16 protein-coding genes are annotated in these 20185 nt (G+C 67.1%); 4 read left to right on the forward strand and 12 right to left on the reverse strand.

The features are described from left to right. Nucleotides 1–222: 222 nt before the first annotated feature. The 11 genes from tolQ to aspS all read right to left on the reverse strand — a co-directional run bounded on the left by tolQ (nucleotide 223) and on the right by aspS (nucleotide 11480). Entirely contained in the window at nucleotides 223–1002 is a 780-nt protein-coding gene (tolQ, locus tag DGN21_RS14675) for a protein TolQ (RefSeq protein ID WP_016904125.1), read from the reverse strand. Nucleotides 1003–1013: 11 nt separating this feature from the next. Continuing rightward, nucleotides 1014–1472: a tol-pal system-associated acyl-CoA thioesterase gene (gene ybgC, locus DGN21_RS14680; RefSeq protein WP_024939950.1), complete on the reverse strand. Its 459-nt coding sequence runs from the start codon at nucleotides 1470–1472 to the stop codon at nucleotides 1014–1016. Between the two features lie 52 nt (nucleotides 1473–1524). Further along, the gene (gene ruvB / locus DGN21_RS14685) at nucleotides 1525–2565 is read right to left on the reverse strand and encodes a Holliday junction branch migration DNA helicase RuvB (protein ID WP_126966251.1); all 1041 of its coding nucleotides are present in this window, start codon (nucleotides 2563–2565) and stop codon (nucleotides 1525–1527) included. Nucleotides 2566–2604: 39 nt separating this feature from the next. After that, the gene (locus DGN21_RS14690; RefSeq protein WP_104542740.1) at nucleotides 2605–3723 is read right to left on the reverse strand and encodes an SMI1/KNR4 family protein; all 1119 of its coding nucleotides are present in this window, start codon (nucleotides 3721–3723) and stop codon (nucleotides 2605–2607) included. A gap of 2 nt (nucleotides 3724–3725) precedes the next feature. After that, nucleotides 3726–5633 carry a potassium transporter Kup gene (locus tag DGN21_RS14695; protein ID WP_039514603.1) on the reverse strand — a complete coding sequence of 636 codons (1908 nt, stop codon included), beginning with the start codon at nucleotides 5631–5633 and terminating at the stop codon, nucleotides 3726–3728. A 52-nt stretch (nucleotides 5634–5685) separates the two neighbouring features. Further along, nucleotides 5686–6270 carry a Holliday junction branch migration protein RuvA gene (gene ruvA, locus DGN21_RS14700; RefSeq protein ID WP_016904121.1) on the reverse strand — a complete coding sequence of 195 codons (585 nt, stop codon included), beginning with the start codon at nucleotides 6268–6270 and terminating at the stop codon, nucleotides 5686–5688. A gap of 157 nt (nucleotides 6271–6427) precedes the next feature. Then, entirely contained in the window at nucleotides 6428–6952 is a 525-nt protein-coding gene (gene ruvC / locus DGN21_RS14705) for a crossover junction endodeoxyribonuclease RuvC (RefSeq protein WP_016904120.1), read from the reverse strand. A gap of 112 nt (nucleotides 6953–7064) precedes the next feature. Beyond that, nucleotides 7065–7793 (reverse strand): YebC/PmpR family DNA-binding transcriptional regulator, encoded by a 729-nt coding sequence (locus tag DGN21_RS14710; protein WP_024940614.1) that lies wholly within the window; start codon nucleotides 7791–7793, stop codon nucleotides 7065–7067. A 75-nt stretch (nucleotides 7794–7868) separates the two neighbouring features. Next, nucleotides 7869–8555 (reverse strand): alpha/beta hydrolase, encoded by a 687-nt coding sequence (locus DGN21_RS14715; protein ID WP_184429071.1) that lies wholly within the window; start codon nucleotides 8553–8555, stop codon nucleotides 7869–7871. A 226-nt stretch (nucleotides 8556–8781) separates the two neighbouring features. After that, nucleotides 8782–9309, reverse strand: coding sequence for an N-acetyltransferase (locus DGN21_RS14720; RefSeq protein ID WP_126966252.1), 528 nt, complete (start codon nucleotides 9307–9309; stop codon nucleotides 8782–8784). Nucleotides 9310–9713: 404 nt separating this feature from the next. Further along, entirely contained in the window at nucleotides 9714–11480 is a 1767-nt protein-coding gene (aspS, locus tag DGN21_RS14725) for an aspartate--tRNA ligase (protein ID WP_126966254.1), read from the reverse strand. Between the two features lie 157 nt (nucleotides 11481–11637). On the opposite strand from aspS, the gene DGN21_RS14730 reads away from it, so the two are divergent. Then, on the forward strand, nucleotides 11638–12405 hold the full coding sequence (locus DGN21_RS14730; protein ID WP_104568106.1) for a DUF3011 domain-containing protein: 768 nt from the start codon (nucleotides 11638–11640) through the stop codon (nucleotides 12403–12405). An 84-nt stretch (nucleotides 12406–12489) separates the two neighbouring features. Here DGN21_RS14730 and DGN21_RS14735 read toward each other — a convergent pair whose 3' ends face one another. Then, the gene (locus DGN21_RS14735) at nucleotides 12490–12783 is read right to left on the reverse strand and encodes a zinc ribbon domain-containing protein (RefSeq protein ID WP_016904137.1); all 294 of its coding nucleotides are present in this window, start codon (nucleotides 12781–12783) and stop codon (nucleotides 12490–12492) included. 452 nt (nucleotides 12784–13235) lie between these two features. On the opposite strand from DGN21_RS14735, the gene DGN21_RS14740 reads away from it, so the two are divergent. The 3 genes from DGN21_RS14740 to DGN21_RS14750 all read left to right on the forward strand — a co-directional run bounded on the left by DGN21_RS14740 (nucleotide 13236) and on the right by DGN21_RS14750 (nucleotide 20070). After that, a complete protein-coding gene (locus DGN21_RS14740) occupies nucleotides 13236–14480 on the forward strand; it encodes an MFS transporter (protein ID WP_126966255.1) in 1245 nt (414 codons plus the stop codon). Between the two features lie 801 nt (nucleotides 14481–15281). Continuing rightward, entirely contained in the window at nucleotides 15282–17693 is a 2412-nt protein-coding gene (locus DGN21_RS14745; RefSeq protein ID WP_126966256.1) for a TonB-dependent receptor, read from the forward strand. Between the two features lie 226 nt (nucleotides 17694–17919). After that, nucleotides 17920–20070 (forward strand): phospholipase C, phosphocholine-specific, encoded by a 2151-nt coding sequence (locus tag DGN21_RS14750; RefSeq protein WP_126966257.1) that lies wholly within the window; start codon nucleotides 17920–17922, stop codon nucleotides 20068–20070. Nucleotides 20071–20185: the final 115 nt, after the last annotated feature.

The following is a 20185-nucleotide window of genomic DNA, read 5'->3' on the forward strand; positions in this document are numbered from 1 at the left end:
TATTGATCCCCCGCACATGGATGTGCGGGCTCTTGCGAGGGACTCGCCCATCCAATCCATCGCACATGCGTGTGCGCGCTGTCGCGAGGGGCTTGCCTGTCCAATCCCTGCGCCGCACCAGACGCGCATGTGCGAACGCCGCACCTGCCACGTCCACGCAGCGGGATGTGCGTGCCGTGACGGGGCATTCGCCTGGCTGCCGGCTGTCGCAGGGCACGCGCATTACTCGTCCGCGCCGGCCTGGCGCTGCAGGATCGAGCTGAACTCGTCGGCGAAGGTCTCGTAGCGCACCGACAGCCGTTCCACGCGGGTGGTGAAGCGGTTGTAGGCCCACACCGCCGGAATCGCCACGAACAGGCCGATGGCGGTGGCAAACAGCGCTTCGGAAATACCCGGTGCGACCGCAGCGATACCGGCCTGCTCGCCGCTGCTGACCATGTCGTGCATGGTCACCATGATGCCGAACACGGTGCCGACCAGGCCGACGTACGGCGCGGTGGAACCGATGTTGGCCAGCAATTCGAGATTGCGCTCGAGCTGGTCGACTTCACGGGTGAAGGCGGTGCGCATGGCGCGCTGTGCGCCTTCCAGTTGCACCCGCCCGTCCAGCCGGCGGCGGTCGCGCAGCCGCGAGAACTCGCGGAAGCCGCTCTCGAACATCGACTCCAGGCCGCCGACGGTGCGGTTACGGTCGGTGGCCGACGCGTAGAGCTTGGCCAGATCGGCGCCGGACCAGAAGCGGTTTTCGAACTCGTCCGCCTCGCGGTTGGCCTGCTTGAAGGCGCGCGCCTTGCGGAAAATGATCACCCAGCTGATGAACGAGCCGATCAGCAGCAGCAACACGATGATCTTGACCGGGATACTCGCCCGCAGAATCAGATCGACATAGTTGATGCTGCTGTTGTGCGCCACGCTGGCGGTCTGTGCCGCAGCGGCGGCAACGTCCTGCGGTAGTGCTTCCACTACCGTGTCCTGCAGGGCCAGGAGCAATGCAATCGACATCCGTTTGTTCCTCAGTAATCGGATTCTGGGGTTTCTAGAGCTTTCAACACGTCATACAGCGCATCGTCCATCCCGCGCGGGCGGAAGTCGCTGGTGCCGAGTGCGGCAATGCGCACCTCGGCGGTCAGCAGCACTTCGCCCTCGCGACGTACCGACTGCGCAAACAGCAGGCTGGCCCGTTTGCATCGCAGCAGTACCGCCGACACTGACAGCGCGTCGTCGAGCCGGGCCGGCTTGAGGAAATCCAGTTGCATCGAGCGGACCGCGAACACCAGATCGTGCTGCTGGCGCATGCGCTCCTGCCCGTAGCCGAGTGCGCGCATCCACTCCGTGCGCGCCCGTTCCATGAAAGCGACGTAGCGCGCATGGTAGACCACGCCCCCGGCGTCGGTATCTTCCCAGTACACGCGTGTCGGCCAACTGAATACAGGCGGGGATTGGGGAATCGGGAGTCGGGAATCGGCGGTCATGGGCACGGATTGTTGGTCGAGACGGCCTGGGCGCGCGATGAACGGAGCGTCATCAGAACAGGTCTCCCGGCTCGCCGATGCCCGGTGAGCGGTCGCGCGGCGGCTTCAGGCCCAGGTGCAGATAGGCCTTGGTGGTGACCATGCGGCCGCGCGCGGTGCGGATCAAAAAGCCCTGCTGGATCAGGTAGGGCTCGATCACGTCTTCCAGCGTGCCGCGCTCTTCCGACAGCGACGCGGCCAGCGACTCCACCCCGACCGGGCCGCCGTCGAAATGATCGACGATGGTGCGCAGCATGCGGCGGTCGAGCTCGTCGAAGCCTTCCGGGTCGACCTTGAGCATCTGCATCGCCGCCTGCGCCACCGGCAGGTCGATATGCCCTGCCGCCTTGACCTGGGCGAAGTCGCGCACCCGCCGCAGCAGCCGGTTGGCGATACGCGGGGTGCCGCGCGCGCGGCGGGCGATCTCGGCCGCGCCCTCGGGCGTGCAGTCGATGCCCAGGATCGCCGCCGAACGGATCACGATGCGGGTCAGTTCCTGCGGCGAATAGAACTCCAGCCGCTGCACGATGCCGAAGCGGTCGCGCAGCGGCGCGGTCAGCAGGCCGGCACGGGTGGTGGCACCGATCAGGGTGAACGGCGGCAGGTCGATCTTGATCGAGCGCGCGGCCGGGCCGTCGCCGATCATGATGTCGATCTGGAAATCTTCCATCGCCGGATACAGCACTTCCTCCACCACCGGCGAGAGGCGATGGATCTCGTCGATGAACAGCACATCGTGCGGCTGCAGGTTGGTCAGCAGCGCAGCCAGATCGCCGGCCTTCTCGATCACCGGGCCGGAGGTCGAGCGCAGGTTCACGCCCAGCTCGTTGGCGATGACATGACTGAGCGTGGTCTTGCCCAGACCGGGCGGGCCGAAGATCAGCACATGGTCCATCGCCTCGCCGCGCGCCTTGGCCGCTTCGATGTAGATCTCCATCTGCTCGCGCACCGGCTGCTGGCCCAGATAATCGGCCAGGCGCTTGGGGCGGATGCTCGCATCGGCGGCATCGTCTTCGCGGGTGGCACTGCTGGCGATGATGCGCTGTTCGGTCATCCCGCCATCTTCGCATGCCGCGTGCGGGCGGCGCAGCATCTAGCAATCAAGATCGGCCTGCCGCAGCACACTGAAGAACGCGTCGAAGCTGGGCGCGCGCCAGGTTGGGACCAGCCCCTCCCAGCGATCGAAATACACCACGTCCGGCTCGCACTGCGGGCCGCGCGCGCGATAGTCCAGGCACAACAGACAGTCAATGTTATGGCTTGACAGCACCAGCACCCGATCCAGGCCGGCGTGCAGGCAGGCCGCCGCGCTGAAGTCGTCGGGGTCTTCGAAGGCAGCGGCCAGATCCAGCAGGCTGCCGATCTTCGCCAGCGGCGACAGATACCGATCCACCAGCACGCATTCCCAATCCACGTAAAGATCGGAGGGAAAGCGGGTCCGCGGCACCCAGCACCAGCCGGTGTCGCCGCCGTCCTGGACACTGTAGAGCTGCTTGAACAACGCCGGCAGGCGCACGCCCAGGCGCGCTTCGGTGGCAGCCAACACAGAGGCGTCCGCAGCGGCCCCGCCGTCGTTCCAGTACCCGGCACCGCTCCAGAACGTGGTCAACGCGGGCGGCTGCGGCTGCCAACGCACCACATCCCCATCGTGCTTGGCCTGCAAGGCGGGCGACCAGTAGTGGACATCGACCAACTGCGACAGCAGAGCGTCCACGTTGGCGAACTCCGCAAGCCTGCGATTATTGCCTGCGTCGACATAGACCACGGTGGGCTCAACATCGGATGCGGAGTAGTCCAGGCACAGCGCGCGGCTGGGCGTGCGGTCATCGGCGGCAATGACGATCAGGCGGCCGTCATCGCTACCGGCAGCCAGACCGGCAAATGCGTCATCGCGGTAGTCCTCGCGAGCGCGCACCTGTGCGAAGGAAAACAATTCTGCACTGCCAAGCAGGCGTGCACGCGGGATCAGCCATTCGGCCTTGAGCCAGTTGTCCGGTTCCTCAAGCGACTGGCCACGCGCCATCTGCACAGCGCCGCCGTCATAGCGTGCATACAGGCTGCGCAGCCACGCCGGCAGACGTACACCGAGCCGCGCCTGCGCCGCTGCGATGGCGGCCTCGCTCGCCGGCACGCGCCCGAGGTTGAGCGCTTCGTCCCAGAAGGTGGCCAGGCTCGGCGAACGACCGTAGATCATCCACTTGAGCGCTGCCATGCTCAGATCTCCACTTGCGCGCCCAGCTCGACCAGGCGATTGCCGGGGATGCGGAAGAAGCCGGTGGCCGGGGCGGCGTTGCGATGCATCAGCGCGAACAGCTTGTCGCGCCAGATCGGCATGCCGCGGTTGGCGCTGGCCACGATGGTCTCGCGGCTGGCGAAGAAGGTGGTGTCCATCGGGTCGAAATGGATGCCGCCCTGGTCACAGGAACGCATCAGCGCCAGCGGCACGTCCGGCGTTTCCATGAAGCCGAAGCGCACATAGACGCGGTAGAACTCGTCGCCGATCGACTCGATTTGCAGGCGCTTGTCCGCCGGCGCGTACGGGATCGGCAAGGTGTCGACGTTGAGGAAGATGTTGCGCTCGTGCAGCACCTTGTTGTGCTTGAGGTTGTGCATCAGCGCATGCGGCACCACCATCGGGTCGGCGGTGAGGAACACCGCCATGCCCGGCACGCGCGCCGGCGGGGCCAGCATCAGGCCCGGCAGGAAGCTGTCGATGCGGATGCCGTCCTTGCGGATTTCCTCGCGCAGCAGCGCGCGGCCGCGGCGCCAGGTGCGCATCAGAGTGAACACCACGATGCCCAGCGCCAGCGGGAACCAGGCACCCTGCAACAGCTTGGCGCCGTTGGCGATGACGAAGGCCAGCTCGATGAAGAAGAACACCACGCACAGCGGCAGCACCCAGTTGCGCCAGCGCGGCCACAACGAGCGCGCCACCAGCGCCAGCAGCAGGGTATCGATCAGCATGGTCATCGACACCGAGATGCCGTAGGCCACCGCCAGATTAGTGGAACTGCGGAAGATCAGCACCAGCGCGATCACCATCACCATCAGCAGCCAGTTGATGCCGGGCACGTAGATCTGGCCGATGGTGGTGCGCGAGGTGTGCTTGATCAGCATGCGCGGGATGTAGCCCAGCTGCATCGCCTGGCGGGCCACCGAATAGGCGCCGGTGATGACCGCCTGCGACGCGATCACGGCCGCCAGCGTGGCCAGGATGATCATCGGATACAGCGCCCAGCCCGGCACCGCTTCGAAGAACGGGTTCTTCAGTGCGGAGGGGTGATTGAGCACCAGCGCGCCCTGCCCCAGGTAGTTGAGCAGCAGCATCGGCAACACGAAGAAATACCAGCCATGGCGGATCGGCTTGGCGCCGAAGTGGCCCATGTCCGCATACAGCGCTTCACCGCCGGTCACCGCCAGCACCACTGCGCCCAGGATGAACACCCCGTGCCAGCCGTGCTCCATGAAGAAGCGGATCGCCCACCAGGGATTGAAGGCCTTCATCACTTCCGGTGCGTCGACGATGTTCCAGGCGCCGATCGCCCCCAGCGACAGGAACCACAGGCAGGTGATCGGGCCGAACACCTTGCCGACCTTTTCGGTGCCGAAGCGCTGCACCATGAATACCACCAGCAGCACGATCACGGTGATCGGCACGATGAAGGGATGCAGGCTGGGCGCGGCGATTTCCAGGCCTTCGACCGCGCCCATCACCGAGATCGCCGGGGTGATCACGCCATCGCCGAAGAACAGCGAGGCGCCGAAGATGCCGAGAATGCCGACCACGTACGCCGAGCGCGACCCGCTGCGCAGGGTGCGCTGGGTCAGCGCCATCAAGGCCATGATGCCGCCCTCGCCCTCGTTGTCGGCGCGCATGATGATGGTGACGTACTTGAGCGTCACCGTGACCATCAGCGCCCAGAACGCCAGCGACAGCACGCCCAGCACGGTGTCGTGGTCGCTGGTCAGCCCGTAGTGCGGCGAGAACGCCTCCTTGAGGGTGTACAGCGGACTGGTACCGATATCGCCGAAGACGACGCCAATGGCGCCGATGACCAAGGCCATATGGCTATTGGCAGGCGCATGGCCGTGGCCAGCTACGGAAGTGGGGGTCTGGGACATGAAGTGGGCAGGGTATCGCCAAGTGGCGTGAAGGAGAGGAGGACGGCGCGGCCTAACGCAGCGCGGCCTGGAGGGCCTTGCGAATGACCGTGGCGACTTCGTCGCCTTCTGCCCCGGCCTCGCGTGCCATGCGTGCGGCCTCGGCCGGCTTGTAACCCAGTTGCTGCAAGGCCACCGTGGCTTCGGACACCGCATCCGGGCCGAGCTGGCCGGTGATCGGCGCGCCACTGCTGAAGTCGGCGGCGCGGTCGCGCAGCTCCACCACCATACGCTCGGCGGTCTTCTTGCCGATGCCGGGGATGCGGGTCAGCGCGGTGATGTCGCCACTGGTGATCAGCCGGGCGAACTCGTCCACGCTGACCCCGGAGAGCACCGCCAGCGCGATCTTGGCGCCGATGCCGGTGACCTTCTGCACGTCGCGGAACAGCCTGCGCTCGCCTTCGCGCAGGAAACCGTACAGCGACACGCTGTCTTCCTTCTGCGCGTAGTGGGTGAACAGGATCACGTCGCGGCCGACATCGGGCAGGTCGTAGAAGGTGCTCATCGGCGCCTCCAGCTCATACCCCACCCCACCGACATCGATCACCAGCCACGGCGGCTGCTTGTAGGCCAGCAGCCCGCGCAGGCGGCCGATCATTGGGCACCTCCAAGGAGATGCCGGGATTGGGCATTGGGGATTGGGGATTGGTTAGTTCCCTCGCGGCCGTTGACAACGGCCGCGTACAGCCCGATCAGCTCAGCGCGAACGAACCTGCCGTTGCCAATCCCCAATCCCGACTCCCGAATCCCGATTCTCATTTCTTGCGGCTCCAGGCCTGTTGGGTATTGACGCCCAGGCGCTGCGCGGTGGCGCGCACGTGGGCGTGAGTGATGGCGACCGCCAGTGCGTCGGCGGCGTCGGCCTGCAGCTTGCCTTTCAGGTTGAGCATGATGCCGACCATGTGCTGCACCTGCACCTTGTCCGCCCCGCCCTTGCCGACCAGCGCCAGCTTGATCTCGGTGGCAGCGTACTCGTGCACCGGCAGATCGCGCAGCACCACTGCGCAGATCGCCGCGCCGCGCGCGTGGCCGAGCTTGAGCGCGGAATCGGCGCTCTTGCCCATGAACACCTTCTCGATCGCCACTTCCTGCGGCCGGTAGGTCTCGATCACCTCGCCCAGCCCGTGCAGCAGGCGCTTGAGCCGCTGCGCGAAGTCGCCCTCGCCCAGCAGCACCAGCGGCGCATGATAGACATGCCGGCTGCGACCGCTCTCGTCGACGTCGATGATGCCGAGCCCGGTGCGCTGGGAGCCGGGATCGATGCCCAGGATGCGGGTCATCGAAACGCCGGGATTGGGGATTCGGGATTCGAGATTAGTGACGCACCTGCAGTGCGGCGATCGCATTGCTGTTGCGAATCCCGAATAACGAATCCCGCCATCCCGGCCATCATCAGGCGCCAAGCGCCGCTTGATCGACGTTCGAATAGACGTCCTGGACATCGTCCAGGTCTTCGAGCATGTCGAGCAGCTTGCGGACCTGCACGGCGGTGTCGCCGTCGACGGCGATGTCGTTTTCGGCGCGGAAGGTGATTTCGGCGTGTGCCGGCTCCAGGCCGGCGGCGGTCAGCGCCTGCTTGACCTGGGCGAAGGCGTCCGGGGCGGTCAGCACGTCGATGGCGCCGTCTTCCGGGTAGACCACCACATCGTCGGCGCCGGCTTCGATCGCCGCGTCGGTGAGGGTGTCTTCGTCGGTGCCGGCGGCAAAGCTCAGCACGCCCAGGCGCTTGAACATGAAGGCCACCGAGCCGTCGGTGCCCATGTTGCCGCCGCACTTGCTGAAGGCATGGCGCACGTCGGCCACCGCGCGCACGCGGTTGTCGGTCAGGCAGTCCACGATCACCGCCACGCCGCCGGGGGCGTAGCCCTCGTAGCGCACTTCCTCGTACTCCACGCCTTCCAGCTCGCCGGTGGCTTTCTTGATGGCGCGCTCGATCACGTCCTTGGACATGTTCGCCGACAGACCCTTGTCCACCGCCACGCGCAGGCGCGGGTTGTTGGACGGATCGCCACCGCCGCCGCGCGCGGCGACGCTGATCTCGCGAATGATCTTGGTGAACATCTTGCCGCGCTTGGCGTCGGAGGCGTTCTTGCGGCCTTCGATGGAGGGGCCTCTACCCATGGGTGGTTCCAGACTGGCTTGGATGACAGGGCGCGGATTTTACCTGATTGCTCGCCCGCACCGGGGCGGCGACGTTCAGCGGCGGAACCGGCCCTGGCGCAGGAAGCGCAGTACCTGCTGCGCGGCCTCGGGCGAGCGCAACAGGCCGCTGTGGCTGGCCTGCACCACGCAATGGTCGCGCAGCCCGGGCAGGCGGGTTTCGGCCAGTGCCACGGTGCCGTCCGAGCCGCCGTCCAGCGGCGCCAGCCATCGCCCCACCCCGCGCGCGACAGTGCCGGCGATCTGGCCGATCTCCGCCTCGCCCTCCCATTGCACGACACCGTGCTGCAGCAAGGCCGCGCTGCGCCCCAGCGCCCAACGCCCGCCGCGGCGGGCCAGGCCGCGCGCGGCGGCGCTGCCGCACAACGGCGAGCCCAGACAGACCACGCGGCGCACCGGCAATTCGGGCGCGGCGCGCAGGGCCTGCAGCGCGACCAGGCCGCCCAGGCTGTGGCAGACCAGCAATTGCGCGCCGGTCGCCTGCAGGCGTTCGATCAGCCGTGGCACGGCGCGTTCGGGTCCGCCGAGCACACTGGCGTAGCCGAACAGCGCCGGCGCCAGGCCCTCGGCACGCAGCCGGCGCGCGAGCGGCAACAGCCAGTGCGCGGTGTTCCAGATGCCGTGCACCAGCAGCACGTCGGCGGTCGCGGCGCTCGCCCGCTCACGCAGGATGCGTTGGGAGTGACCCGGGATGAACGAGGATGCGCCGGACACGGAGGTCATGACCGCGACTTGGCGCCGGCTTCAGGTGAGCGCGACGGCGTGCCGGATCTGCAGTGAGTCAGGTGCGCGCGAATCAACGCCACCCGCGCCGGGCCGGCAGACCGGCAACCGATGCGCGTGCTGGCCTGCAGGCGACCGAGGTGGGGATGGTGCCGGTGGCACTCAGCGTGGCCGGGCGCGGGCAACCGTGGTCGCACGCCGCGCCAGCCGGACATCGGCGCGCCGTTCAATCGGCCGCAATGCGCGGGGTGCGGCGCAGGATGAATTCGCGGTCGAGGATCTTGCCGACCGGGAAATCGTATTCGCCGACCTTTTCGAACCCGTAGCGGGCGTAGAAGCGCTGCGCGCCGAAATTCTCCGACCACACGCCGATCCACAGCGTGCACGGGCCGTCGCGCTCCAGCCAGTCCAGCGTGGTCTCGAACAGGCGGCTGCCCCAACCGCTGTTCTGGTAGTCCTTCAACAGATACAGCCGCTTGAGCTCACCGTCGCCGGGACGCACGTCCTGGTGCGGCAGCCCGCAGGGGCCGGCGGCAGCGTGGCCGACCAGCAGGTTGTCCATCTCCAGCAGCCAGATCGCATAGTCCGGATGCGCCAGCACGATGCGCGCGCGCTCGACCGCATAGGTCTCCTGCAGGAAGCCGTGCAGATCCTCCTGCGGGTAGAGATGCCCGAAGGTTTCGGTAAAGGTCTGCGCAGCCAGCAGCGACAAGGCTTCGGCATCGTCCGGTGTGGCGCGGCGGATGCGGGTCATGCGGGCGTCTCTTGCCGGGTGGACGTGGCAGCTTCGCGCATGCGGTGGTGGGGTCGCAAGCGGGGATTCGGGATTCGGGATTCGGGATTCGGGATTCGGGATTCGGGAATCGGGAATCGGGAATCGGGAATCGGGAATCGGGAATCGGGAATCGGGAATCGGAAGAGCATCTGCGATCCGATCCGCGTTTGCGGGCCGGCGCGGGTGTGGACTGCGCGCAGTGCGTTGTTGAGGGCGAGCGCGGAGCAAGGCCCTGCGTCGCGGCTGCGGCAGTCGCGGCCGCAGATGCGGGCATCGATCGTTGGGCGGGGGCGCGATGCGCCCGCGGCATCCCTGCACGCGACACGCTGCGCGGCGCAGCGTATCGGCTGCACGGCCACGCTGGGGTGGCCGTGGGTGGCAGGTCAGACCTGCTTGGGGCGTACCTGCACGTGCACTTCGGCCAGCTGATCGGCGGCGATCGGCGACGGGGCGTCGGTCATCAGGTCCTGTGCGCCGGTGGTCTTGGGGAACGGGATGACGTCGCGGATGGAATCGGTGCCTGCCATCAGCGCCGCGATGCGGTCGATGCCGAAGGCGATGCCGCCGTGCGGCGGTGCGCCGTAGTTGAGCGCATCCAGCAGGAAGCCGAACTTGGCGCGCGCTTCCTCGGCGCCGATGCCGAGCAGCTCGAACACCGCGCTCTGCATGTCCGGGCGGTGGATACGGATCGAGCCGCCGCCGATTTCGTTGCCGTTGAGCACCATGTCGTAACCGCGCGACACCGCCGTGCGGGCATTGGCGCGCAGGTCGGCGATGTCGTCCACCGCCGGCGCGGTGAAGGGGTGATGCAGGGCCACGTAGCGCTGCGCCTCCTCGTCCCACTCGAACATCGGGAAATCGGTGACCCACAGCGGCGCCCAGCCATCGGCGATCAGGTTGAAATCCTTGCCGGCCTTCAAACGCAGCGCGCCCATGAAGTCGGACACCTTGTTGTAGCCGCCGGCACCGAAGAACACGATGTCGCCGTTGCCGGCCCCGACGTGCTTGAGCAGCGCAGCGAAGGCCTGCTCGTCGAAGAACTTGGCGATCGGCGAGCTGACTTCGCCGCTCTCCGACAGCTTGACGTAGGCCAGGCCCTTGGCGCCGTACTTGGCGGCATGGGCGGCGTATTCGTCGATCTGCTTGCGCGACAGCGTGGCGCCACCGGGGATGCGCAGCGCGGCCACGCGGCCGTCGGCATCGTTGGCGGCGGCGGTGAACACCGGGAACTCGCTGCTCTTGACCAGTTCGGCCACGTCGACCAGTTCCAGCGCGATGCGCAGGTCCGGCTTGTCCGAGCCATAGCGACGCATCGCCTCGGCCCAGGTCATGCGCGGGAACTGCGCGGCCAGTTCGACGTCCACCACTTCGGCGAAGATGGCACGGATCATGTCTTCGACGAAATCCTGCACGTCGCGCTCGCGCACGAAGGCGAATTCCATGTCGAGCTGGGTGAATTCCAGCTGGCGGTCGGCGCGCAGCGCTTCGTCGCGGAAGCAACGCGCGATCTGGTAGTAGCGGTCGAAGCCGGCCACCATCAGGATCTGCTTGAACAGCTGCGGGCTCTGCGGCAAGGCGTAGAACTCGCCCGGATGCATGCGCGCCGGCACCAGGAAGTCGCGCGCGCCTTCCGGGGTGGCCTTGGTCAGGATCGGGGTTTCGATGTCCTGGAAATCGCGTGCGTCCAGGTGCCGGCGCAGCGCCTGCACCAGCTTGATGCGGGTGCGCTGCATGCGCTGCATTTCCGGACGGCGCAGGTCCAGATAGCGGTACTTCAGGCGCGTCTCCTCGCCCGGGTTCTCGTGCGCGTGGAACGGCAGCGGCGCGGCCTTGTTGAGGATGCTGATGCGGGTGGCGATCACTTCCACCTTGCCGGTGCGCAGCTTGTCGTTGACCGCGTGCCGCGCACGCACCACACCTTCGACCTGCAGCACGTCCTCGTAGCCAAGGCTAGCGGCCACCTTGAACAGCTCGGCGCTGGCGTCGTCGCCTGCGACCGGTTCGACCGTCACCTGCACGATGCCTTCGTGGTCGCGCAGGTCGATGAAGCACACCCCGCCCAGGTTGCGGGCCACGTCGGTCCAGCCGGCGAGAGTGACGGTTTGGCCGATCAAGGTCTCGTCGACCAGGCCGCAGAAGTGGGTACGCATCGAAAGCTCCGCTGAAAAACCCGACACAGGACAGCGCCGGAGAGCCGGATATTCTGGGGCCGGCGGGCGGCAGGAGCAAATCTGCTGGCGCTCATGGCCGCTTAAGTCAGTGCCCGGCTGAATAGGCGCCAGACCCTTCCGCACCAAGGACGCCACGATGCTGCGCACCGCCCTGCTGCTCTCCGGCTTCGGCCTGATCACCCTGACCGGCCTGCTGACCAGCGCGCCTGCCGCTGCGCAGGACCGCGGCTGGAACGGCCCCAGCATCACCTGCTCCAGCAACGACAACCGTCGCCGCGAGTGCGATACGCCGTTCCGCGGCCGCGCGGTACTGGTCGAAAACATCTCAGGCACGCGCTGCATCGAAGGCCGCAACTGGGGCAGCGAGCGCGGCCGCGTCTGGGTCGACAACGGCTGCCGCGCGCGCTTTGTCGATGGCCGCAACGGCGGCGGCTGGGGCGGCAACGGTGGACCCGGCGGCGGGGTGGCCGGCACGGTCCGCTGCGAGAGCAACGACCAGCGCCAGAAGATCTGCGACACCGGCTGGCGCCGCGCCATGCTGGTGCGCCAGCTGTCCAATACGCCCTGCGTGGAAGGCCGCAACTGGCGCCAGGACGGGGGCCGGATCTGGGTGGACGACGGCTGCCGGGGCGAGTTTGCACAGGCACGCGGCGGCGGCTGGGACCGGGGTGACGGCGGCTACGGTGGCCGCGACGACCGCCCGCGCAACGATTACGCCATCACCTGCGCCAGCGACGACCGCCGCCTGCGTACCTGCGGCTGGGATGGCCGCTATGGCCGCCCGGTGCTGACCCGCCAGCTGTCCGACACCCGTTGCGAAGAAGGCCGCAGCTGGGGGTACGACGAGCGCCGTGCGACGGTGTGGGTCAACGATGGTTGCCGGGCACGCTTCGAGGCGCGTTGAAGCAGCGAACAGGCGCGCCGCGCGCGGCTGGGTCCAGGGGTTGGGACGTCCGCCCTGCCAGCGGCTGCGGCGCGCTGGTCCGGCTCAGGCGGGGTCGGCCGCGGGCTTGGCAGCAGGCTTGCTCTCGGCGGCGGCCGCCGGCTTGGCATCGCCGCCGGCGCTGCTGCTTTCGGTGAGGTTTTTCTTCTTCTCGCCCGCCGACTTGAAGTCGGTCTCGTACCAACCGCTGCCGGACAGACGGAACGAGGGCGCGGTGATCTGGCGCTTGATCGTAGCCGCCGCGCAGGCCGGACAGGTCTGCGGATCGGGGTCGGCCATCTTCTGCAGGCGGTCGAAGGCGTGACCGCAGGTGGTGCACTGGAAACCGTAGATGGGCATGGCAGGATCAGCTGAAGACGATGCGGGGCGCAGATTCTAGACGGATGCGGGCAGGCAGGTGCAGTGGGCCGTCTGCGACCCTGCACGCGCGCGAACATCTTGCGGGTGAGAGACATCGATCGATGGTGGCTGGGTGGCGCTTGCGCGCCAGGTGCGCTCGCTCGACATCGCCGTTCCAATCGGCAGAAACACGAGGTCGGAGGGTCGCGCGCGTATCGAAGGTAGCAGCCTACGCATCGAGCAGTCATCAAATCGGCGTGATCTCGCGAACCGCGCAGAGAGATGAGGCGACCATCCCGCACGCCACAAACTCACGCTTTGCATCGGCCTGACCTCACACCGGCCGCTATCGAGAGCCACTGAGCCAGGTCGTTTCGATCAAGCCGCACAATCCGGGCTGCTACACTCGAACACGTGATCGACGCGCCTCTCCCCCCACGAGGACCGCATCCATGTTGCGGCTGACTGCCTTATTGCTGGGCGTTGCCCTGTTGCTAACCGGCAGCGGGCTGCTCGGCACCTTGCTTGCCGTGCGCGGTGGCCAGGCCGGTTTCGATGCGCGTGCGCTGGGCCTGATCATGTCCGGGTATTTCGCCGGCTTCTTTCTCGGCACCTTTTTCGCACCGCCGCTGATTCGGCGTATCGGGCATATCCGCGCATTCGCCTTTTACGCGGCGCTGGCGGCGATTGCCGTGTTGCTGCATCCGATCTGGTTGAACGCCTGGGGCTGGGGCCTGCTGCGCCTGGTCACCGGCGCGGCACTGGTCGGCCTGTACACGGTGATCGAGAGCTGGCTCAACGCCGAGCCGGACGCGCGTCGGCGCAGCCGGGTGTTCTCGGTGTACATGGCGATCAACCTGTCGGCGTTGGCGCTGGGCCAGATCCTGCTCACCGCAGGCGATGCGAGCGCACCGGCGATGTTCACGCTGACGGCGATCCTGATCTGTGCGGCGGTGATGCCGGTGATGGCCACGCGCCTGATTCCGCCCGAAGTGCCGCACGTCTCGCGGCTGCGCCTGAAAACGCTGTATGCGTTGGCGCCGGTGGCGACCATCGGCGCGGGACTGTCGGGCCTGGCGATGGGGGCGTTCTGGGGCTTGTTGCCGGTGTACGCCAACCGCATCGGGCTGGATGCCGATGGCGTGGCGATGTTCATGCTCACCGCCATCGTCGGCGGCGCGGTGTTGCAGTGGCCGATCGGGCGCATCAGCGATGGCCATGACCGGCGCATCGGCCTGGTCACGATCAGCGTGCTGGCAGCCGGCATTGCGATCGCCGCCGCGGTGCCGATGGTGCAGGCACAGGCAAACCTGCTGTTCGTGCTGTTCTTCGTGTACGGCGGGCTGGCGTTCTCGCTGTATCCGTTTGCGGTGGCGCACATGCTCGATTACCTGCCGCGCGAAGATCTGCTCTCCGGCTGCAGCAGCCTGCTGCTGGTGCATGGCGTGGGCGCAGCGATCGGTCCGGCCCTGGCCGGTGGCGCAATGCAGAAATTCGGACCTGCGGCACTGCCGGTGTATTTCGCGGCGATGCTGTTGGCGCTGTCCGGATTTACCCTGACCCGCTTGCTGCGCTTCACGCGCCGCCGCACCCATCCAATCTCCTTCCGCCCGATGTTGCGCACCACGCCATCGGCGCTGGAGTTGATGCCGGAAACACAACAGGCCGAAGCGGCGCCGCACACCAAGGGCGGCTGATACACCTGTTTCGCTGTCGTCGGTCGCTGCGCTGCTGATCAGGCGATATGCGGCGTTGCTGCAGAGGCCCCTTTGCCCGCCCACCATTGCGAGGGGCGCCGCAAGGCGAAGCAGCTGGTGGACGACTTTTTGGATGGATCAGTTGTCAAGCGGTTGATCTGCGGCCTGGCTGCAAGGCCCTTGCCCGCCCCCCGTCGCGGGACACGCCGCAAGTACGTCCTTGTAGGCTCTTACGCGGCATCCATGCCGCGTAAGGTCCCGCGATGGTGAGCGGACAAGGACCAGTCAAGGTGGTCGGCGTGCATGGTTAAGAGCAGTGCGTGATGCGCGTTGCTCGATAGTGGTGTGCCGCTCGAAACCCGACACACGTTTCGACAAGCGGCTTTTCACGCGGCCACCGACCAAATGTCTGGTGCGGTGTCCTTACCGGTTGCGGGACCCTTGGCGGCATGGATGCCGCCAAGGAGCCTCCATGGACGGATTCACGGCGTGTCCTGCAAGTGGTGAGGGCACCGCGCACTCGACTTACCAGGCTCTTGACCTGAGCACTTGAGTGCATCTACAACAACGCGACGATTCGAAATCGCTTGTCTTGAAGTGGAGACAACGCTGCAACACGAAACTCCGGGTGTCTTGCAACAGCGCGGCCCGGAAACATCCAGACAGCGCTGAATCGCCATCGTCCCGACGTTAGGACTTCCCAAGTCCATCTGGTGATCTCGGCCACACCTTTAGCGCGGTCATCATCACGCAATGCAAGCGCGGCAGTCTTTGCAGACCCTCCCCGCTTGTTGGATTGCAATGGATTCGACGTCCTCCTCGCGCGTGCGCCGTCCGGCCACGCTCGCCTTGTTGCTGGTTCCGCTCACCCTGCCCGCTTATGCGCAACAAGTCCCTGATGGCGCAGCGTCTGGCCCGGCTGCGGCCGAACCGGGCAGCGCTGGCGAACAGGTGTCCACGCTGGATCAGGTGCAGGTGGTCGGCCAGGCGATGACGTATTCCAAGACCAACGTCAGCAAGGAAATGCTGGACCGCCAGTTCGTGCTCGGCAGCGTCAACGATGCGCTCAACGAACTGCCCGGCGTGGTGGTCACCGAGGCCGATGCCTTCGGCTCGTCGGATTGGGGCACCCAGATCAGCATGCGCGGCTTTGTCAGCAATCGCGATACCCAGCAGATCGGCACCACCATCGATGGCGTGCCCAATGGCGGTTCGGCGTATGGCGGCGGCTCCAAGGCCAACCGTTTCATCGACATGCCGGACCTGGAAACGGTGGAAGTCAGCCAGGGCACCGCCGACATCGCCTCGCGCTCCAACGAAGCGCTGGGCGGCACCTTGAACTATCTCACCGGCGAGCCGCTGGAAGAGCAGCGCGTGCGCGTGATCGGCGGCATCGGCGACAACCAGGCGCGCAAGTATTACGCGCGCTACGACACCGGCCTGCTCGGGGGCAGCACACGCGCCTGGGTGAGCGGCTCGTCGGCACGCAACGACGACTGGATCGACGGCAGCGGCCACACCAGCCGCGATCATCTGGCCGGCAAGTTCGTCAGCATCCTGGACAAGTGGACCCTCAGCGGCTACGCCTCCTACGACGATGCCGACGAATCCGAATACACCAGCGTGACGCCCGAGCAGTTCGCGCGCGACCCCGAGCACGATCTGTTGACCGGCACGCTCACCGGCATTCCGTACCTGGACCAGAACTACCGCTCCGGCTCGCGTGCGCTGCGCAAGAATACCTTTGGTTATCTGCGCGGCGCCTTCGATGGCGGCAACGGCTTCAAGACCACGCTGACCGGCTATGCGCATCGCATGCAGGGCCGCGGCGACTGGATTCCGCCGTATCTGGTGGATGTCACCAACGATGGCGCCGGCGCGCCGGAATCCGAAGCGCGTGGCGGCAACACCGTGTACGCCGGCAGCGACCTGGGCAAGCTGTACTACCTCACGCCCGGCGGCGCGGCCGCGACCATGCTGGCCGGTTGCGCCGGCAGCGATGCGGTGCCGGCCGAATCCAACCCGGCCTGCTATCCGGCCGGCTCGGTGCCGGTGCAGTCGTATCGGCACAGCCACTACGACAACCACCGCGCCGGCGCGATGGCCGATGTGGAATGGCGCGCCGATCTCGGCGCCATCGACAACACCGTGCGCGCCGGCGCCTGGCTGGAGCGCTACGACCGCAGTGTCACCCGCGACTGGCATCGCCTGCTCAACGTCGGCACCAACATCAGCTTCGATCATCAGCCGTACTGGGTGCAGTTCAAGGACAACTACCAGACCGACGAGCAGATGTATTACGTCGAGGACGTGATGCGCTACGGCGCCTTCGCCTGGCGCGTGGGCGTCAAGCAGTTCTTCGTCGACCAGACCCGCGACCGCCGCATCGGCGATGCGCAGCATGTGGAATCGGATTCGCATTCGGACCCGCTGCTGTCGGCCGGCCTGACCTGGACCACACCGGTGCAGGGCCTGGAAGCCTTTGCCGGTTACTCGCAGAACTTCGCCGCGATTCCCTCCGGCGTGCTCGGCGAGACCGACCCGGTCGCACTGAGCCGCGTGCAACCGGAAACCGCCGACAACGTCGAACTCGGCCTGCGCCTCAGCCGCTGGCCGCTGACCGGCAGCGTGACCCTGTACGACATCCGCTTCGACAACCGCATCGTCTATGTGCCGGCCAACTTCGTCACCGGCATCGATTACCTGGGCGAAACCGACGGCGTGTACGAGAACTTCGGCGGCGTGCATGCGCGCGGCGTGGAAGCGGCACTGGGCTATGGCTGGGACAACGGCTGGCGCATCAACGGTGCCTACACCTACAACAAGGCCGATTACCTGGGCAGCGGCGACGCCGCACGCGATACCGCGCTGGAGATCACCCCGGGCGCGCAGGTGATCGGCCAACCGCGCAACACCCTGGTGATGTCGGCGGACTGGCGCGGCCAGGCGTGGCGCTTCGGTGTGTCCGGGCGCTATCTGGGCAAGCGCTACCTGGATGCCTCCAACCGCGCCGCACTCGATGGCGTGACCACCTTCGATGCCAACCTCGGGGTGGAACTGTCGCAGCTGTCGTCGCAGCTCAAGGGCCTGCAGCTGGCGCTCAACGTCAGCAACCTCACCGACAAACGCTACCTGGAAGGCGTGGACGGCAGCGACAGCGCCTTTATCGCCGCGCCACGCACGGTCGGGCTGACGTTGACGCTGGATCTCTAACGTCGGCGGCGTATGGCCGAGCTGCGCGGGATAGGCTTTGCGATGTGCTGGAGCGGATCGGGCTGAAGACACGCCACCCGATCCGCCCCCTGCATCGCCTGCCACGCAGGTGTAAACGGAGAGGATCGGCGGTGTTGCAAGCGCAAGACAATAAACCCGCTGACGCGTCGGTTACGCTCAGCCCGCTCCAACGCAGACAGGATGGGAACGCCAACCAGGTGACACGATGATCGACCTTCCCCGCCGCCGCGTTCTGCAGACCGGGCTTGCCAGTGCCGCCGCCGCGCTGCTGCCGCCCAGCATCGCGCGGGCCGCCGCCATCGCGCCGGACCGCCGCACCGGCACGCTGGAGGATCTGCAGCATGTGGTGATCCTGATGCAGGAAAACCGCGCCTTCGATCATTACTTCGGTAGCCTGCCCGGCGTGCGCGGGTTCGGCGATCGTTTTCCGATTCCCGCACCGCCGCTACCGGGCGCGCCCGCGCGCACGGTGTGGCTGCAGCCCAGCGAGGACGGCCGCCAATGGCTGACGCCGTTCGCGCTGGATACGGCAGCGCAATTCGGCTTCATGCGCGTGCAAGGCACGCCGCATAGCTGGGTGGATGCGCAACGCGCCTGGGATCACGGCCGGCTCGGCCACTGGGCCGCCGCCAAGCACAACCATGCGCTGGGCTATTACCGGCGCGCGGATATTCCGTTCCAGTACGCGCTCGCCGACGCCTTCACCATCTGCGATGCGTACCACGCCTCGATCCAGACCGGCACCAATTCCAATCGCGTGTTCCTGTGGAGCGGCGGCAACGACCCGCAGGCGCGTGCCGGTGGCCCGGTGATCGGCAACTCGCACGACAACTTTGCGGAGCTGGGCGGTTTCCCCGACTCCTACCGCTGGACGACCTACGTCGAGCAGCTACAGAACGCCGGCGTGTCCTGGCAGATCTATCAGGACATGCGCGACAACTTCACCGACAACCCGCTGGCGGGCTTCGCGCCATTCCGGCAGGCCTTCAATGCCGCGCCCGGGCACGATGCGCAACTGCGCGCGCGTGGCGTCAGCACGCGCGGTGTCGAGCAGCTGCGCGCCGATGTGCTGGGCGGGCAACTGCCATCGGTGAGTTTCATCATTGCCGATGCGGCCGGCAGCGAACATCCGGATCCGTCCAGTCCAGCGCAAGGCGCGGCCTACACTGCACGCGTGCTGGATGCGCTCACCGCCGACCCGCAGGTGTGGAGCCGCACCGCATTGCTGTTGATGTTCGACGAGAACGACGGCTTTTTCGATCACATGCCGCCGCCGGCGCCGCCGTCGCCGGACCCACGCGCGGCCGGCGGCCTTGCCGGCGCATCCAGCATCGCCACCGACGACGATTACCACCGCCACCCGGCACCGGGCGAACAGAAAGTGGATCTGCCCGAGCTGCGCGGCAGCCCCTATGGCCTGGGTCCGCGCGTGCCGCTGTACGTGATCTCGCCGTGGAGCCGCGGCGGCTGGGTGGACTCGCAGGTGTACGACCACACATCGGTATTGCGGCTGCTGGAACGCCGCTTCGGCGTGCCCGCACCGGAGATCACACCGTGGCGGCGCGCAGTCTGTGGCGACCTGGTCAATGCGTTCGATTTCCGCACGGCCGATGCGCGCCCGTTCGCCGCGGCGCTGCCCGATGTCAGCGCAACCGCAGCGCGCGCGGCAGCCCTGCGCGAACACGCACTGCCGCCCTTGCCTGCCGCGTTGCAACCGCCGCAGCAGCCCTTCGGTACACGCCGTTCGCGGGCGCTGCCGTATCGCCAAAGCGTGGAACTGGCAGCGTTGCCCGAGCGTGGCCAGGTGAGGCTGCGCATGTCCAACGCGGGTGCTGCGGTGGTCCTGCATGTCTACGACCGCTTTGATCTTGCGGCGATTCCGCGCCGTTACACCGTAGGGAGCGGCGCAGCAGTGGATGCCACGTGGACCACCGACGACGGCCGTTACGATCTGTGGTTGCTCGGCCCCAACGGATTCCATCGTCACTACCGTGGCGATCTGAGTGCACCGTTGCTGGTGACCGAGATCACCCAGGATGCAAACGATCCCGCGGCCGTGTTGTTATCGCTGCGCAATGCCGGCAGCACTGTCGTGCAGGTGGAGCTGCAACCGGCCGCATATTCAGCCGCGCAGCCGCACGAGCGCCTGAGCGTTGCACCCGGCACCACCGAGCGGCGCCGTTGGAAAGCGGCGGCAACTGGCGGCTGGTACGACCTGTGGGTGCACCACGACGGCGCAGCTCAGCGTCTGGCCGGACGTATCGAAACCGGTGCAGACAGCGTCAGTGATCCAGCCATGGGCGGGCCGGCGCGGCTGCAGCAAGACCTGCCTTTGCCGATCGGGGCACCCGGCTGAACCTTGCAGCCGGGCATGCGGTGAGCGCGCAGGCTGCTGCGTGCTCAGCATGCTTGCGCACGGTGCCGCTCAGTGCGCGTCGGCCGCATCCAGCATGCCAATCGTTCCCACTCAC

The organism is Xanthomonas sp. MLO165 (assembly GCF_018831305.1).
In the GTDB taxonomy this organism is placed as follows: domain Bacteria; phylum Pseudomonadota; class Gammaproteobacteria; order Xanthomonadales; family Xanthomonadaceae; genus Xanthomonas; species Xanthomonas arboricola.

Coding starts and splice junctions, on each gene's coding strand:
- DGN21_RS14730 (WP_104568106.1), top strand. CDS start 11,638: ATGCTGCGCACCGCCCTGCTGCTCTCCGGCTTCGGCCTGATCACCCTG.
- tolQ (WP_016904125.1), bottom strand. CDS start 1,002: ATGTCGATTGCATTGCTCCTGGCCCTGCAGGACACGGTAGTGGAAGCA.
- DGN21_RS14715 (WP_184429071.1), bottom strand. CDS start 8,555: ATGACCTCCGTGTCCGGCGCATCCTCGTTCATCCCGGGTCACTCCCAA.
- DGN21_RS14740 (WP_126966255.1), top strand. CDS start 13,236: ATGTTGCGGCTGACTGCCTTATTGCTGGGCGTTGCCCTGTTGCTAACC.
- ruvA (WP_016904121.1), bottom strand. CDS start 6,270: ATGATCGGCCGCCTGCGCGGGCTGCTGGCCTACAAGCAGCCGCCGTGG.
- DGN21_RS14710 (WP_024940614.1), bottom strand. CDS start 7,793: ATGGGTAGAGGCCCCTCCATCGAAGGCCGCAAGAACGCCTCCGACGCC.
- ruvC (WP_016904120.1), bottom strand. CDS start 6,952: ATGACCCGCATCCTGGGCATCGATCCCGGCTCCCAGCGCACCGGGCTC.
- DGN21_RS14720 (WP_126966252.1), bottom strand. CDS start 9,309: ATGACCCGCATCCGCCGCGCCACACCGGACGATGCCGAAGCCTTGTCG.
- DGN21_RS14745 (WP_126966256.1), top strand. CDS start 15,282: ATGGATTCGACGTCCTCCTCGCGCGTGCGCCGTCCGGCCACGCTCGCC.
- ybgC (WP_024939950.1), bottom strand. CDS start 1,472: ATGACCGCCGATTCCCGACTCCCGATTCCCCAATCCCCGCCTGTATTC.
- DGN21_RS14695 (WP_039514603.1), bottom strand. CDS start 5,633: ATGTCCCAGACCCCCACTTCCGTAGCTGGCCACGGCCATGCGCCTGCC.
- DGN21_RS14750 (WP_126966257.1), top strand. CDS start 17,920: ATGATCGACCTTCCCCGCCGCCGCGTTCTGCAGACCGGGCTTGCCAGT.
- DGN21_RS14690 (WP_104542740.1), bottom strand. CDS start 3,723: ATGGCAGCGCTCAAGTGGATGATCTACGGTCGTTCGCCGAGCCTGGCC.
- aspS (WP_126966254.1), bottom strand. CDS start 11,480: ATGCGTACCCACTTCTGCGGCCTGGTCGACGAGACCTTGATCGGCCAA.
- DGN21_RS14735 (WP_016904137.1), bottom strand. CDS start 12,783: ATGCCCATCTACGGTTTCCAGTGCACCACCTGCGGTCACGCCTTCGAC.
- ruvB (WP_126966251.1), bottom strand. CDS start 2,565: ATGACCGAACAGCGCATCATCGCCAGCAGTGCCACCCGCGAAGACGAT.